The following is a 15,883-nucleotide window of genomic DNA, read 5'->3' as shown; positions in this document are numbered from 1 at the left end:
AGTTTCAGTTTCTGTTGAGTTCGTGGGTCCCTACAATTTGAATTTTCTTCTTCAAGGCCGGATCTTGGGCCACGAGTTCTTGGAGTTTTGCATTCGCTTCGGCATAGCTACCTACTTGCAAATCAACTCCATGCAATTTCAAATCAGACATGTTGGCGATGGCATATTCTGGCTGCACCACCTTGACCGGCTCCGCATTGATGGCACTCACCTTGTTGCGCTGCTTACTCATGCTGGATTGAAAAACGGCTGACGCGCGCATTGATCGTTGGAAAAGTCCTTTTGCCAATTTGTAAATCCCGGCGAATACGATGGAAAACTTCTTTTTGCGCAAATAGCTGATTTCATAATCCACGCTTTTGGTCACACCAATCGGCATGACAACCGCTGAATTCCCTTTGATCTTGAACCCACTTTCCATGGACTCAAACGACGGACGAGAGAGCTTTTCCGAGTCGCTGATGGAGAAAAATTGCTCGGGCGCAAATTGCTCTTTGAGCGTGACGGCATTCACATCACTACCCGAAGGTTTGATGGTAAACTTGTCGACATCTTTGGGCACCTTGGAACCGAATTTGTCGATTTTGATGCCGAGTGGCACCAACCGTTCACTAAAACTCAGCTCGCCAAAGGGATGCACAATCAAACGATCAGCCTTGTCTTCGGTCAACGTGATCTTCTTGAGTGTGACATGCATCGAACTGTTGGCAGGCAATTCGGCTTTCCAGTTACTGTTTTCTGCGATTTCGGCCTTGAGACGCTCGATCAGGTCTTCTTTGGGCTTGTCAGCAGAGCCGGGAGGATCGCCCCATGTGACGTGAAAGCCGATTGAAATCTCAAAAAACAGGATGGTAATGCTTGCATCGCCTTTGACATCCCAAGGTGTAGGCCCTGAGAGCGAACCGCGTACGGCGATTCCGCAAATGACGGAGGAGCCTTTGCGCAAGGCAAATCCGGCATCAAACGTGATGATAAAGTAGAATGGACTGAATTGAAACAGTGCGTCAAATCCTAGGTAGCCATAGACGTTAAATCCGCAGGCCTCGGCATACAATTCGGCGCGGGCACCAAATTGCACGGTATTGCTCGTCACAGCAAAATAGCACTGAATCGTAATGCGGGGATTTTCGCCACTGAGTAGGCTGATTCCCAAGCGGGTCATGTTGCGCAAATCGGCAGGCGCCTCCTGAAATGCCGGGTGGAATCCGCCGACGCTCAAGATGAAGACCGAATTGTCGCCCCATGAAAGTCGGAATGCCATATCTCCTGTGAGCGTAAACACGAGCAGGCGCGAGTCATACAGACTGGCATCAAACGAAATATACTTGTTTTCGAAGTCCAGCACACCGAGGAAATTCACCTGAATTTTCAGCAGCGCTTCGTCCTCCGTTGGCAAAAATGCCTTGATCACGCCCAAAATAATGAAGCGTGGCACTGGAATCTCCAAAATAATGCCCAATTGGACCTTGATAAAGGAAGCCCAGCCGATTTCGGCCATGGGTCCAATCAGAAAGCGCCCCTCTTGGGGCGGGAAGATCGCTTTGAGATCGCTGATGATCTGATTGATATTGGCAACGACATTTTCCGGAAAAAGGATGTGCTTGATCGCATTGGTCTTCACCCCTGCCCGCAAGACATCCACATTGACCGTACGGTTGAGACCCAAAAGCCCGCCGACGCCATTCAAAGTGAAGCCAAAGCCCAGTTGAATAGGCGTAAATTCAGCCGTGATCAAAATCAACAGGGAGAATCCGCTGCTACCGTCGGGCATCTTGGTATTGATGATGCCGACTGCTTTGAGGGAAAAGAGCTCCTTAAATTCCAGCTCCAGCGCGCCGATGTATTCGCCTTTTTCGTAGTCGAGGCTCAGGAAGCCGCCGCCTTTGAATCCGCCGGCGTCGATTGCGAGGCCCACGCCTGAAGGTGGCTTGAACCCGACATTTAACCCAAATGGCCCAGCATTTCCTCCTTGAAAGCTGGCGGTGAGGGTAATGCCGATGTTTTGGACGGTGGCCTTGAGCGGCCCGAGTTCGCCTTTGATATTCGCGCCGACCTCCAAACTGATGCCTGGCACGGGAGAGACTTTTCCGAGCAAACGGATGAGCAGATCCTCGATGGTGACGGGACCGAGTTGCAAGTGTGGATGGGTTGCAATCTCAAAACCGCCGCCGCCCGTGAATTTGATGCCGTTTTTGTTGCTCCATTCGATGCCGAGGGAGAAATCGAGCTTCTTTTCGCCGCTACCGAGTAAGGTCGCGAGGAAGCCATCGCTTGCTGCGATGACGAGCGCGAGTTCATCGAGGGCGGCTTTGAGGATGATTTCTGGTTCGCCGACGGTGAATCTCAGATCGAGGCTGACCGTGGCACCCTTGAGTTGGAGCCTGACGCTGTTGGGTGAGCCGAAGATGATGGCGGGTGTGCTGGGTGTAAATGAAAAGCCGATTCCAAACCCGACTTCAGGCAAGGTATCTGCACCTGACATCGGATACTTTACATCAATTTCTCCGGGTCTGACCGTAATGCCAAACAAACGGTTGATGTTGCTGGATGCGCGAATGAGGAGCTTGATATCTTCACGAAGTCGCAATTCGGCCCCGATTTCCGAAGGCAAAATCGGCTGAATGATAAATCCAGGCAATTTCCCCGGCGCGGCTGGCAATTCCAGGATTTCCACGCCGATATCCTGCATGGTACCAGCGATATTCAGCGAGAAAATAGGAATTCTCAGCACGTATCTTGGCCTCGAATCTCCAATTTGAACCCTTCAGCTATGTTTTCCGCGACTTCCCGGATTGAAACCGGCGCATGAATGGCATGGGCGAGCTCGGCGAGGAGGCTTACAAATTTGTCGAGCTTGAGTTCCCCCGTCCCCCATCCAAAGACTTTTTCTGGTAGCTTGTCGGGTTCGGCAAAAATCTTGGGAATTTCTGCCCAATCGATTATGGTTCGCATGAACGACGGACGATTGCCATCGGCGGGAATATGCTCCTGCTTGATGACATTGAACAGCTGCAAGATATTGAATGCCTTGGATGCACGGTTGGCGAGGTAATCGACCAAAAGCATTTCAAAAAGCCGTTCGGTAATTTCGGCAAGAAAGTCTCCGATTTCTGGGGCAGGAACGCCTGTAGGCGCCTGACTCAGGTCCTGAATCTGAACATAGACATCCTTTACGTGGCCAATAAGCGTCATCACCTCTCCGATTTGGGGATCATCGACAAGGTCTTCTACGTCTCCCGCAAGCTGCACCACGGCAGCAGCCAAATCAAGGTATTCAGGCGGGACATTTGTCACGCCCCAACCCAAACGATAGATAAATGCCGAGAATTCCTCGGGACTCGAGGTATATTTCTCGAGCGGCTTAAGGGCTTCGATCAGCTCTCTTGCAACGATTTCAAATGTTCCTTGGGGCATGGGTGATTTCTGCAGTAAATGACGATAACGGAGACTTAAGGAACTCGGGAAGGATTAGGTGGTTGGCTTCATCGGGTAGTATTCCTCGATATAAGCATCTACCTGAGGATGTAGCGAAGGGTTGATAAAATCCGTAATAATGTACTGACAGACAGAACAAAGCTCCGCGATTTGATGGTTGTCACGCATCATGCAGTGACCTGCAGGGTGGTAGATTCCATGGTGATAGAGTCTTCCGCCAGCATACAATCCGACTACATTCTTTGCCTTTTTGTTGCAAAATGGCAGACTTATGCTTCCCAAGTCGGGATTTTGGTCGGCAGCATCGTCAAAGGCCGCAGCACCGACCTCGTGAAGCGGCAATTTCGTGGTTTTCATCAAACTCATGACATTGGGAGCGATCAATTCAAGGAAGGGAGCGCCAACCGCGTTCGGATCAACGGACCGAATCGGTAATGGCTTATACAAAACCGACCCCGAAGGAAAATCGACTGTCAGGTCACGCCCGTTCAAAAGCACGGTGTTCTCAACACGGACTGCAACACCGTTGTCGTTCTTGATTTCGACGACCAATACTGGACTTCGGGTAACGGTAGGAAATCTTGGAAGCGCCATTCTCATCGGGTCCACATCGTCGAACAAAGATTCTCCCAATACCCTGCGCCGCAAAAACACCTTGTCTCCGGGAGAGAATTGGGCTCCTTCGCCAGCACCCAAGACGATGAAATACTGGGCTCCCACCTGTGCAATCGCGCCGTTTACAATTCCTGACTTTTCGATTCGATGCCAACGCCACTTGATCCTTTCAGCGTCCAGCACACCCGCTGTTAGCAGATCAGAGCGCAGTTGTACATTCGAAAAGTGACGTTCCTGCTCACTCATCGGTACAACAGTGTCGTTGGTATTCAAATATGGCGACCCAGCAGTTTGGCCGGACTCGCCATATTCATCATCCAGACCCAATGAATGACAAATTTCGTGAAGCAACGTGGTTTTGCCCGACATGAACGCCAGCTCTCGCGGAATCACATCCGCTGGCAAATCCCGCCACTTCATTGCCCTACCTCCTGCAAATCCCGTGGTAGCAACGGTGTCGGGATCTAAAGTCAACTGCTGAAGGCTATGTTCCGTCACCCTGGAGACCAAGTTTCCGAGCGAATTGACCGCTCTACCACCGTCCGAGCAAAGCAAAACCACGACGTTGTCATAGTCCTTTCCAAGGCGTACGCCGCCGGGACCTTCCGTAAAGTCCCAAATCGCACCCAACGGATTGAGCGCTAGATTTGGATCTTCATATTGCAATGTAAGCAAGAAGTCATTGAGCCCTTTATCGCGCGCCATTCTTCCTGGCGACATGTCAAATACATCGGCATCCCCATTGGCTTTGATGTGCAGTGGACGACCGTGCGCAAATCCCAAAAAATTGTCTTTGAGACTTGGCGAAATCCGATCACCATAACTCTTCCAAAACGGAATAAAAGTGCTAGGAATAGAAGGAAACAAGGAATCCGGGATTGGAGAAATCGCCTTCAAAAAAGTAATAATATCTGCGTCGCTCATCATTGCCTGCGATGGGATCGGCAACCCAAAAATGAAACAAGAACTGATCATAACCCAAGCCCCGCCGACAAGGTCACCAACCACGGCAGGGCTGTCATTCACCAAGTCAAATCCATCCGCCAGCACCAACCACCATCGCTCCAGTGGCTTTCTTAACTTCATATCGAACCGAAAGTCCTCGGCTTGAAGACGGAACAAAAACTTTCCAAAAGTTCATGTGGCTGGCAAGAAGGTTGAAGGGCCGAAGCTTCATCTCCTGTCGCAGACTCGTCACAAATGTGTCAATGATGCTGTCAAATTTGCCCTCATCTTCTGCCAGAAAACCATCCGCCAGAAACAAAAAATTGGGAACTTGATTGCGCCGGGCATATCCAGCACTCCCGGCAACCAACTTGGCTTTGCTCGGAAGCACATAAGGGTGCGCAGTACCTGTCGCAGTTTTGGTGGACGCACCTACGCCATGAAATGTAGGAGGCAAGGTTGCAGTCACGGTCAAAGTGGTCCCTGCATCTCCGGCAGCAAGTGTAAAATAACCATCTGCTCCGCCGATTTTGCCTGGTGTGGATCCTGCCCAAACAATGTTGGATGAGTCAGATATATCCGCGATTGTCAAATCATCAAATTCAGCAAAAACAGCCATTTTAATTTCCCTGCAACCGATTGGCACCTTAAATGGAGAAGGCGACAACCATGCATGTGTGACATGTGAATGCAGATGAAAACGGAAATACAATTTGAATGTATTCGCGCCTTCGGTCAAAACGATCTGTATGGAAAAATTATTGGGAACGTGACCGCCGGGCTTGGCAGTTGTCGAAACACCACCATTTGATTGATTCACAGAAATACCGAATCCAGTGTATGTTCCTGCAGCCAAGGCTGCATCAAAAGACGGTTTAAAAACGACGGACGCACCTGTACCAACGCCCGCCCCTGCAAGATACGCCGATAGCCATTCAGCTCCAGTTACACTATCTGTCACAGCAATTCGCGACAAAAGCGTTGTCGGTGAGGATTGCCCCCAAAGCAGGTGCTCATCGACAACTGAGCCACCATTCCAATACATGTCGGTTACCGCCATCTGCTTTCGATCAATTTAGACCTTATCCAATGCCTGCGGCTGAACATAGCTGTCCCAAAGCGGATAACTCCGATAAGGTGACAACAAAAATTTCAACTTGGGGCGATTTTAAAAATCCAAGATAGAAACGGTTTTCCGAAAATCCAAGATCGCGGCAATTTGGGATAATGAATTGTGGGAACTAAAATACAAGTTGATCGTGCAAAGCAACTGCCCCCCAAATCAGGATATCCCTAGGCGCAACAAAAAACGGCGACCCGTTTCCAGATCGCCGTTTTCTTATGCTTCTAAACTTGCTGCTCAGACGACAGCTTTCTTTTTCCATTCTGCGAGGGCATTGGCCATCGTCACGCCGATGTTGGCAGGTGACTCGACGACGTGGATGCCTGCATCTTGCATGGCTTCCATTTTCGCCTTCGCCGTGCCTTTGCCACCGCTGATGATCGCACCGGCGTGGCCCATGCGACGTCCGGGAGGCGCTGTTTGGCTGGCGATGAAGCCAACCACAGGCTTTGTTGCGTTGTGCTTGATCCATTCGGCAGCAAGTTCCTCGTTGGTGCCACCGATTTCGCCGATCATGATGATGCCTTCCGTATCGGGATCGGCCATGAACAGCTTGATGATGTCGATGTGGGGCGAACCGATGATCGGGTCCCCCGCCGATGCCGACGGAGGTGCTTTGACCGAGGCCTTGCTTGGTGACTTGGTCCACTGCCTCGTAGGTCAATGTACCTGAACGGCTGATGATACCGATCGTGCCTGGGCGGTGAATGAAGCCTGGCATGATGCCGACTTTGCATTCGCCGGGTGTGATGACACCAGGGCAGTTAGGGCCGATCATGCGCACACCACGATCATCGATGTACTTTTTTGACATAGATCATGTCGCGTGTCGGGATGCCTTCGGTGATCGTGATGATCAATTCGACGCCGGCATCTGTAGCTTCCATGATCGCGTCAGCGGCAAATCTTGAGGAACAAAGATGATGGAGACATTGGCTTGGGTCGCATCGACCGCGTCCTGCATGGTGTTGAACACCGGACGGTCCAAATGCTTTTCGCCGCCTTTGCCGGGAGTGATACCGCCGACCACGTTGGTACCATACTCGATCATCTGGCTCGCGTGAAAGCTACCTTCCTTACCGGTAAAGCCTTTGCACGACGATCCGAGAGTTTTTATTAACAAGAATACTCATGTTTTCCGTATTGGATCAATCCTAAGAGGGGGCTAAATTATCAATTATTTCAAGCAAGGAAAATAATTTTGGAGGATTTGCCGTCAAAAGCAGGCGAATTCAAGAAAGTAAAGCTCCGTTTCCATTGCTTGGTTTTTCGTTACTTTGCCGCTTTAGCTTCTGCATCAACACCCCGAGACATGTTTCCAAGGCTCAGCGACCTCATCAATTACATGCTTGGCACCGACATGGTGCTGCCTGCCAAGACCTTTGGCTTTTTCTGGCATTGGCATTTGTTGCGGCCTTCATTCCCTTTGCGCGCCGACTTGAAACGGTGAAGGGCTTGGTCAATACAAGTTGCGCAAGGAAAGTGCAGACCCAGGGGCCGATCACGATGCGCGAAGTGATCATCCATGCGCTGATTTAGGCATCGCAGGCTACAAACTCGGCCTTTACTTCAGTGACCGCGAATTTTTCAACAACGATACCGAAGGCGCATTGATGTCGTTGAAAGGGCTTCTGGCTCACTGGCTTGTTGCGCCTGGGTGGCGGGCCTGGAAATACATGGAATTCAAGAAAGAAGGACTTGGAGGTCAAGTTTGAAACCGTGGACGCTGGACCTTCTTTCTACTTGGGAACCGTGGTCACGATCGCTTTTGTGGCAGGCATTTTAGGATCCAAGATCTTTGCGATGCTGGAACCGGGAAGCGTTTCTGGAGCGATCCGATTGGCGACCTCCTGAGCTTCAATGGCTTGAGTTTTTGGCGGATTGCTGTGTGCAGGCGGATTGATCATTTACTATCTGTACCGCAAGGGTTTTCACATTCTTACCTGTGTGGATGCCTTTGTGCCGGGCTTGATTTTGGCGTATGCGGTCGGTCGAATCGGCTGTCAAATGTCGGGCGATGGGGACTGGGGCATTCTGAATGCGGCCTACCAAAGCCTGCCGCGCGGCGGCGTCGCCGTCGGAAGCATGGACATTTTCCAGCAAGCCGTCGATGCCAATCAAGCCTATTTCATCTTGAATGGCACCGAACACGCCTTTGTTCCGAAACCCGGGTTTTGAGTTTCCTGCCTGATTGGATGTTTGCCACGGACTTCCGCCACAACGTTGCCATGGACGGCATCCCGCTCGAAGGCTGCAAAGGCGAATATTGCCGCCACCTTCCTGTCCCCGTTTTTCCGACGCCTTTCTACGAAACACTCATGGGCACAGGTATTTTCGCCTTGCTTTGGGGAATTCGCAAGCGGATGAAATATGCGGGATTGCTCCAGGCATCTACATGATCCTCATCGGCTTGGAACGCTTCACCATTGAAAAGATCCGCGTGAATTCGGTCTATGATTTTTGCCAGGAATGCATTTTACGCAGGCAGAATTGATTTCCACGTTGCTGCTGATCGGCGGCGGATTGATCATCTTCATCGCCATGAAGCAAAAAGGTTGTTGAAGCAGGCCTGAACCGTTTGATCGGGATTTGAGAAACCCGAATGCTGTCGCCGCAAAATTCCTGCAGGGTACGCAAAAATTCGCTACTTTTGCCATCCCAAATGCCTTTGCACTGTAGTGGAAGAAGACCAAGACCTCGAATTTGATTTGGACATCGACGACGCGTATGTCGATGAGAGCCGACCTGAAGAGGGAACGGAAGAGGACAGTCTGTACATGCAAAAAGTTCACGCCTGATCCGGGTCAGAAGATCATGCGTTTGACCAGTGGTTGTTTTCGCTCATGCGGAACAAAAGCCGTACGCAGATCAAAAACGCGGCTTTGGCAGGCTGCGTCCGCGTCAACGGCAAGGTGATCAAGGCAAGTTACAAGGTCAAGCCGGGCGATGAGGTCACGATCATGTTGCCACATCCTCCGCCGCCGCAGCTTGGGCCCGAAGACATTCCTGTCGACATCGCCTACGAAGACGACGATTTTATGATGGTGAACAAAACGCCCAACATGGTCGTGCACCCCGGTGTCGGCAATTGGACGGGGACCATGTTGCATGGTTTGCTGTTTCACCTCAACAAAGACCGCCTCGAGGCACCGCGTGAGGAATGGTTTTCCCGCAACTTGTGCACCGCATAGACAAAGATACCAGCGGATTGCTCGTGGTTCCCAAGCATGATTTCTCCAATCAATTCATTGCCAGACAGTTCTACGAACGCACGATCGACCGGCTTTACAATGCGATCGTTTGGGGCGATGTGAAAACAGGACGAAGGGACAATCGTTCGGTCACGTCGGCCGGAGCAAGGGTGACCGCAAGAAATTCACGGTCTACACCGATGGCTCACTCGGCAAACGTGCGATCACGCATTATAAGGTATTGGAACGGTTTGGATTTGCCACCTTGGTGCAATGCAAGCTGGAAACAGGCCGCACCCACCAAATCAGGGTGCACATGAAGCATATTGGCCATACGCTGTTCTCTGACTGGTTTTACGGGGGCCACGAAGTCCTCGCCAATCCGCACACGCCGAAATGGAACGCCTTCATCACCAACGTGATGGAAATTTTGCCGCGTCAGGCATTGCATGCGCGTACGCTCGGATTTGTGCATCCGCAGACACGCAAAAAGGTGTTTTTTGACAGCGAATTGCCTGAGGATTTTCAGCTAGCCTTGGAAAAAATGCGTGCCTACCGCGACACCTACATTTCGCCGCCTGCCAGCGGGAAATAGCACCTCGGTCAGTCCAGTTTTGGATCGATGATCACCACCATTCGTAGGCGAATCGTTTCACCCACCAATTTTGCGACGTCTTCGCTCCGATCCACTTTTCGGAATTGGAGGTCCATTTGCAGCTTGTATTGGGCATAAGGCATCTTCCCGGTTTGTGGAACGTATTCCAACACTTTTGCATTCCCGCTAACCGTAGCAAAATCGACATTGTCCGCAGGCTCATCCAAGCGTCCCGCGCCGCGGTTGTCAGAAAGGGTGATGAAAAAAGTTCCCGGTTTTCATTTGCAGGTCTTTCCCAAGCAAATTGACAGGAGCGCTCACCACCAAACGTTCGTTTTCTTTGGATTTGGCAAGTAAAAATGCATGCTCCATCCATACTGCGTAAACAAGGATATCGAACCTTCGACGGGTCCCAAAGCCTTGAAATTCGTTGGATCCTTCACGGAATATTGATCAGCCAAAAAACATTGATCTGAAAACGGCAAAATGTCTGGCTTATCAGAAGTCACATAAAACATTGCAATAGGCACCAAGTGTATCTTTCTGGGCTTGAAGGTTCGGCAAAAGCAAGCATAAAAAGGCTCCAAGAGCAATAGTATTCTCAATTTCATTTTTCAGTTATGGCGTTCTTAAGTGCGATTCCAGCCTCTTCCCCCGGAAATCGGACACAAATCTATTGAATTTGCACAAAAAGCTTGCCTCCCTGACAAAGTTGCACGGATGACCCGATCCTGAGGCAGTTGGAATCACATTCAAGCCGCGCCGATAAATTGGCATTTCCTTCCCCGAAACCAATTATTGTCTGTAAATTGCGCCAAAATTTGTTTTTTGTCAATGGAACATCAGTTGAACGACCAGGAGCTTCAGCGCCGCAAGGAGGTTGAGGAGTTAAAGGGCCCTGGGTATCGAACCCTTTCCCGCAGAAGGCTATGAAGTGAATGCGACGGCGGAGGGAATTTTGCGCGATTTCACACCTGAAAATGCTGCCGCTTGCCAAAGTCAGTTTGGCAGGCCGCGTTGTCACCAAACGGGTGATGGGAAAGGCATCTTTGCGGTGCTTCAAGACTCTACTGGACAGATTCAGGTTTATGTCAACCGCGACGAAATCTGCCCTGGCGAGGATAAGATGATGTACAATGAGGTGTTCAAGCGCCTCATTTCCCTGGGAGATATCATTGGCGTCGAAGGCTACGTGTTCACCACCCAAACCGGTGAAATTTCCATCCACGTTCACAGTTTCCGCATTCTCACCAAGACATTGCGCCCGATCATCTTCCGCAAGGAGGCTGAGGATGGCAAACTTTACGACAGCTTTACCGAACTCGAGCAACGCTACCGTCAGCGGTATCTGGATATGATCGTGCACCCGAGGTGCGCGAAACGTTTGTCAAGCGCACCAAACTGGTGCAGAGCATGCGGGAATTCCTGAATGCGAAGGGTTATCTGGAGGTCGAAACGCCGATTTTGCAGCCGTTGTATGGCGGTGCTGCTGCGCGTCCTTTCAAGACCCACCACAACACGCTCGACATGACGCTGTACCTGCGCATCGCCAACGAGCTGTATCTCAAGCGCTTGATCGTCGGCGGCTTTGATGGCGTCTACGAATTTTCCAAAGACTTCCGCAACGAGGGCAGTCCCGCTTCCACAATCCGGAGTTCACCCAAATCGAACTCTATGCGGCCTACAAGGACTATTATTGGATGATGGACCTCGTCGAGGAAATGATCGAAAAGGTCGCTTTGACGTGACGGGTGGCACAATTGTGCGCGTGGGCGACCACGACATCAACTTTGCGCGGCCTTGGGCGCTACACCATGTTTGAGGCGATCCAGCATTTCACCGGCATCGACCTTTCCGAGATGGACGAAGCTGCATTGCTGTTGGCCTGCAAGCAGCTCGGCGTGGAGACCGACGACAGCATGGGCAAAGCCAAGCTGATCGATGAAATCTTTGGTGCGACCTGCGAGCCCAAGCTCATCCAGCCGACCTTCATCACGGATTATCCGCTGGAAATGAGCCCATTGGCGAAAAGCACCGTTCCAAGCCCGGATTGGTCGAGGCGCTTGAAGCCATCTGCAACGGCAAGGAAATGCTCAATTCATTCTCCGAGCTGAACGATCCGATCGATCAACGGGAGCGCTTTGAGGAGCAACTCGAGCTGGGCAAACGCGGCGACGACGAAGCCATGGTGCTGACGAAGACTTCCTGCGTTCGCTGGAGTTTGGAATGCCGCCTACCGCAGGATTGGGTGTGGGTATCGACCGTTTGGCGATGATCATGACCAATTCGCCTTCGATTCAAGATGTCCTTTTCTTCCCGCAAATGAAGCCGGAAAAGAAGGCCAAGGCGATCACGAACGAGGAATTTGCCTCCGCCGGCGTGCCGGTCGAATGGATGGAGCCCTTGCGCAAGCTCGGGATTAACAGCCTTGCCGACCTCAAGTCCGCCAACACCAACAAAGCTCCACAATGATTTGTGGATTCAACAAGAAAAACAAACTTGGAATAGCCAGCCTCGCAAAAGAGGCGGTCGAGGCTTGGACCAAGTGATATCTTCCACTGCATTGGGAGAGATTTCAGAAGATTGGCTGTGAAAATCGCCACAACCCGTTAAATTTGAAGTCGAATCTAGTGCATGTTCAACTAGTTTTTGTAGAAACGCTATCTGATTTTGATGGTACCTGAAACGGAATTTCCGCACCTCTCCCCCTCAGACCCTGAAAAGAGTCCGTGAATCTCGACGCATCGCCCGACGTTTCGCCAGAAATGCCGATTGCTGAGCCCGAACCAGAAATCATTTTGCCGCCCGCGGAACCCGAAGTTCCTGTGGAGCACCTGAACCTGAAACTCCGCTGTGGAACCCGAAGTGCCTGAGGAGGCACCCGAGCCGGATCCGATCGTGGAACCCGAGGAAAAGTTGCTGTAGCGCATGTCGAATTGACTGACGAAGGTGGCGACGGAACCCCGAAGTCGAGGAAGATGACTTCTCGCATATTGAATTCACCGGAAGACCGTGGCGAATCTGCGCGAGTTCGTTGTTGCAAGAAATCCTTGGTGACGAGGAAAACTTGGACAGTGTTGTCAGAAAGCCAATCCGCAGGAGCTGACGCTGCTGATGGAAAGCATCGCCACACGCGGAGAGGTTGCCGAATTCGTTTCCCAAAATCGCGAACATCAAGAAGAGCTTTTGAGTCCAAGATCGACCCTGAAACCGTCGAACATGCACTCCTGAGCCGCTTCAACACCGCTATGGCACGCTTCAACAAGAAGCGTATGGCCTACTATGCGGAGCGCGAAAAAGAAAAGGAAGACACAACCAACAAGAAGAAAGAACTCTTGGAGCGCCTCAAGGCGATCGTGACCGAAGAACAGGTCACCAAAATCCAAGAAGTCCGCGATATTCAAAACCAATGGCGCGAAGTGGGTTGGGTGCTGCAAAAAGACTTGCAGTCCTTCAACGAAACCTATCGCCACTACCTCGACATTTTCTACAAATTGCGTAGTCAGTATCAGGAACTTCTGGAACTGGACCGCAAAATACAATCACGAGGAAAAAGAGGTCGTCGACGAAGTTGATGTTTTGATTCCGACGGAGGAGCAAATCACGCGCGAAGACTGGAACAAGCGCAGCGAGCGCGTCGACAGCCAGGAATACTGGCGCACCATCGGTCACGTGCCACGTGAAGATGTTGAAACGCTGAATGCAGCCTTCCGCGATGCTTGGATCGTTTTTATGAACTGCGTTCCGGCTATTATGAGCTTCAGGATCAGCAGCGCGTCGAAAACGAGATCAAGAAAAAGGCCATTCTGGCGAAAATCAAAGTCCATCACGACTTTGATGGCAAGCGCCCCAAGGATTGGACCGATGTCACCAACGAGGTGCTTGCGTTGCAAAACGAATGGAAAACCATCGGCCCGGGCCCAATGAGACCAACAAAGTCTGGACGGAATACCGCGCCGAGTGTGACCACTTCTTCCAACGCAAAAAGCGAATTCTTCAAGGTATTTGACGAGGAACGCGGTGAAAACCTGATCAAGAAAACTGCGATTTGTGAAAAGGCCGAAGCGGTCATGAACAATGAGCACCTCAAGGATACCACGGAGATTCTCAAGCAACTCCAAGAGGAATGAAATCCATTGGTCCGGTACACGAACGCTATTCAACAAACTTTGGAAGCGCTTTCGCACAGCCTGCGACACTTCTTTGACCGTAAAACGGCTGCTGTAAGTGGAGCAAAGCGAGTTTGAGGACAACATGGCCATCAAACTGACTTGATCTCCCAAGTCGAAGCCATTGCGGCACTCGACAATCCAGGCGATCACAGCGCTGAATTTGAGGCGATTGCGGCAAAATGGAAAGAAACGGGACACGTGCCCTTCAAGCAGAAGGATAAAATCAACGGTGCCTATCGTGATGCCATCACACAGTACTTATGACAAGACCCGCTCACGTGGCGGCGGCGGTTTATGGTGGCGGTTATGGCGGCGGTGGCGGTGAGCGCCGTGGTGGTGGTGGCGGCGGCGAACGTCGCGGAGGTGGTGATCGTCAAGGCGGCGGCGAACGCCGTGGTGGTGGTGACCGTCAGGGCGGCGGTGGTGATCGTCGGGGTGGCAATGACCGTCGCGATCAGGTTGCAAGCAACCCCGCTGAAGATGAAATGCGGAAAATGCGGATGAAAATCCAAATCATCCAGGAAAAAAGTCGAAGCCTACGAGACCAATATCCTATTTATCTCAAAAAGGGAAAAGCGGTGATGGCCTTCGCAATCAAATTCAGGCGCAGATCGATTCCGAAAAGGCAGAAATCGAAAAAACTGAAGAAGAAGCTCAAGGACATGCCAGGTCTGCGCAGGAAACAGCCAAGGCTGCTCCTGTCGTGGAATCCAAGGCTGCGGTTGAGGAAACACCTGCGGCTCCGCAGGTCGATGCTCCAGCGGTCGAGGAAGCCCAAAGTGATTCCTCGGAATCCGCAAGCGAGAGTAATTGGGGGTAATGAAAACCGCACTATGCCTCGGCGTAGTGCGGTTTTTTCGTTTAGGAGGATCAAACCATCCAGCGTTTAGTGCGGACGAATTTGCGCTGTATTACTCATTTTGTGATCCGCTTGCACTTTGTGCAGAGCCAAAAACACCTCCATTCCGAGTCCAATCGCGTGATAGGTCTCAAAAATATCCTTCGGAAGATCCTCTCTTGCCGAGAATCAAGCGCGTGCGGTCGCAGGTTGGACAACGCGCGACATCAGATTTTGAAAATATGCAACTGCAGGCGGAACATCGACCGGATCACGGCCTTCCATTTGCCAGAGAAATTCCTTGGTTTTCCGAATGATGAGCTCCATTCCCAGCCTTGCGACAACGTCCTCAATCGCAGCATCAATGATCTTTTTGAATTCGCTGTCTTTGGGTTTGAGATCGACTTCCTTTTTCAAAGCAAGTTTCAAATCCTCAAAAGCGCCATCCCGCATGGATTCGTAGTACATTCCCTGAAGCTCCGGTTCGTACTGCGAAGTCGGGTCAATGTACATTTTTGTGTGGCGGTGCATATGTTTGAAGCCCACAAAGTGGATGAAGTGTTGCTCCAAGCGAGGGTTGCCAATAACTGCGTGAAACTTGCTCATGGGGTGGTGTTTAAGCAAATATACATAAACGAGAGGGCGATTGCAATATGCTGCAACGTTGTGAATCCTTAAAATTTTCAAACTAAATTCGCGAAAAGACCCAGCTATGGAAGTTCAAAAAGTCCGCATTTTTCGAAGAAATTGCTCCAAGGTATCGTCGGTTTGGGGCATTGCATTCTTATTGATCGTCTTTGGTATTTCGGCTGCTATCACAAAGACCTCGAGACTGACCGTGCAGACGACATCGTGGTCAACGTCATTTATTCTGGGCCGGAGGGCGATTTTGTCATCAGCAAAGGAAGCAATCTTTCAGGCTAATTCTAAATCCACAGAAAATGGTGTGACCCATATCAGCGGCTATAC

17 protein-coding genes and 3 pseudogenes are annotated in these 15,883 nt (G+C 51.0%); 13 read left to right on the top strand and 7 right to left on the bottom strand.

What is annotated here, in order from left to right; translation table 11 throughout:
- Positions 1-4: 4 nt before the first annotated feature.
- The 5 genes and pseudogenes from IPN95_16350 to sucD form a co-directional block, all read right to left on the bottom strand.
- Positions 5-2,731 carry a hypothetical protein gene (locus IPN95_16350; GenBank protein MBK9450942.1) on the bottom strand — a complete coding sequence of 909 codons (2,727 nt, stop codon included), beginning with the start codon at positions 2,729-2,731 and terminating at the stop codon, positions 5-7.
- Positions 2,725-3,414, bottom strand: a complete 690-nt coding sequence (locus IPN95_16345) for a hypothetical protein (protein MBK9450941.1) — start codon at positions 3,412-3,414, stop codon at positions 2,725-2,727. Before IPN95_16345 ends, IPN95_16350 begins: the two co-directional genes overlap by 7 nt.
- A gap of 54 nt (positions 3,415-3,468) precedes the next feature.
- A complete protein-coding gene (locus IPN95_16340; protein MBK9450940.1) occupies positions 3,469-5,136 on the bottom strand; it encodes a hypothetical protein in 1,668 nt (555 codons plus the stop codon).
- Positions 5,081-6,055, bottom strand: coding sequence for a hypothetical protein (locus tag IPN95_16335; GenBank protein ID MBK9450939.1), 975 nt, complete (start codon positions 6,053-6,055; stop codon positions 5,081-5,083). The genes IPN95_16340 and IPN95_16335 overlap by 56 nt, the downstream gene beginning before the upstream one ends.
- 300 nt (positions 6,056-6,355) lie before the next feature.
- Positions 6,356-7,251, bottom strand: a pseudogene (sucD, locus tag IPN95_16330) (succinate--CoA ligase subunit alpha).
- A gap of 179 nt (positions 7,252-7,430) precedes the next feature.
- Between sucD and IPN95_16325 the strand changes: the two are divergent.
- The 6 genes and pseudogenes from IPN95_16325 (at position 7,431) to IPN95_16300 (ending at position 9,904) form a co-directional block, all read left to right on the top strand.
- Positions 7,431-7,568, top strand: coding sequence for a hypothetical protein (locus tag IPN95_16325; protein MBK9450938.1), 138 nt, complete (start codon positions 7,431-7,433; stop codon positions 7,566-7,568).
- A gap of 19 nt (positions 7,569-7,587) precedes the next feature.
- Positions 7,588-7,833, top strand: a complete 246-nt coding sequence (locus IPN95_16320; GenBank protein MBK9450937.1) for a hypothetical protein — start codon at positions 7,588-7,590, stop codon at positions 7,831-7,833.
- Positions 7,817-7,972, top strand: coding sequence for a hypothetical protein (locus tag IPN95_16315; GenBank protein MBK9450936.1), 156 nt, complete (start codon positions 7,817-7,819; stop codon positions 7,970-7,972). Before IPN95_16320 ends, IPN95_16315 begins: the two co-directional genes overlap by 17 nt.
- Positions 7,973-8,017: 45 nt before the next feature.
- On the top strand, positions 8,018-8,296 hold the full coding sequence (locus IPN95_16310; protein ID MBK9450935.1) for a prolipoprotein diacylglyceryl transferase: 279 nt from the start codon (positions 8,018-8,020) through the stop codon (positions 8,294-8,296).
- Positions 8,293-8,517 (top strand): hypothetical protein, encoded by a 225-nt coding sequence (locus tag IPN95_16305; protein MBK9450934.1) that lies wholly within the window; start codon positions 8,293-8,295, stop codon positions 8,515-8,517. Before IPN95_16310 ends, IPN95_16305 begins: the two co-directional genes overlap by 4 nt.
- Positions 8,518-8,895: 378 nt before the next feature.
- A pseudogene (locus tag IPN95_16300) lies at positions 8,896-9,904 on the top strand (RluA family pseudouridine synthase).
- Positions 9,905-9,912: 8 nt separating this feature from the next.
- Here the strand turns inward: IPN95_16300 and IPN95_16295 are convergent.
- Positions 9,913-10,131 carry a hypothetical protein gene (locus IPN95_16295; GenBank protein ID MBK9450933.1) on the bottom strand — a complete coding sequence of 73 codons (219 nt, stop codon included), beginning with the start codon at positions 10,129-10,131 and terminating at the stop codon, positions 9,913-9,915.
- 607 nt (positions 10,132-10,738) lie between these two features.
- On the opposite strand from IPN95_16295, the pseudogene lysS reads away from it, so the two are divergent.
- From lysS to IPN95_16265, 6 genes and pseudogenes are all read left to right on the top strand, one after another.
- A pseudogene (lysS, locus tag IPN95_16290) lies at positions 10,739-12,376 on the top strand (lysine--tRNA ligase).
- A 257-nt stretch (positions 12,377-12,633) separates the two neighbouring features.
- Positions 12,634-12,777, top strand: coding sequence for a hypothetical protein (locus IPN95_16285; GenBank protein ID MBK9450932.1), 144 nt, complete (start codon positions 12,634-12,636; stop codon positions 12,775-12,777).
- Positions 12,778-13,152: 375 nt separating this feature from the next.
- Entirely contained in the window at positions 13,153-13,479 is a 327-nt protein-coding gene (locus tag IPN95_16280; protein MBK9450931.1) for a DUF349 domain-containing protein, read from the top strand.
- A gap of 144 nt (positions 13,480-13,623) precedes the next feature.
- Entirely contained in the window at positions 13,624-14,034 is a 411-nt protein-coding gene (locus IPN95_16275) for a DUF349 domain-containing protein (protein MBK9450930.1), read from the top strand.
- 141 nt (positions 14,035-14,175) lie between these two features.
- Complete coding sequence (locus tag IPN95_16270; GenBank protein MBK9450929.1) at positions 14,176-14,340, top strand: hypothetical protein; 165 nt, start codon at positions 14,176-14,178, stop codon at positions 14,338-14,340.
- The gene (locus IPN95_16265) at positions 14,337-14,966 is read left to right on the top strand and encodes a hypothetical protein (protein ID MBK9450928.1); all 630 of its coding nucleotides are present in this window, start codon (positions 14,337-14,339) and stop codon (positions 14,964-14,966) included. The genes IPN95_16270 and IPN95_16265 overlap by 4 nt, the downstream gene beginning before the upstream one ends.
- A 137-nt stretch (positions 14,967-15,103) precedes the next feature.
- On the opposite strand, the gene IPN95_16260 is transcribed toward IPN95_16265, so the two are convergent.
- Entirely contained in the window at positions 15,104-15,520 is a 417-nt protein-coding gene (locus tag IPN95_16260; protein MBK9450927.1) for a hypothetical protein, read from the bottom strand.
- Positions 15,521-15,661: 141 nt separating this feature from the next.
- Between IPN95_16260 and IPN95_16255 the strand changes: the two genes are divergently transcribed.
- Complete coding sequence (locus tag IPN95_16255) at positions 15,662-15,838, top strand: hypothetical protein (protein MBK9450926.1); 177 nt, start codon at positions 15,662-15,664, stop codon at positions 15,836-15,838.
- Positions 15,839-15,883 lie beyond the last annotated feature (45 nt).

It is taken from the genome of Bacteroidota bacterium, assembly GCA_016718825.1.
Lineage (GTDB): Bacteria > Bacteroidota > Bacteroidia > J057 > JADKCL01 > JADKCL01.
This window is presented reverse-complemented; position numbering and strand designations above follow the sequence as displayed.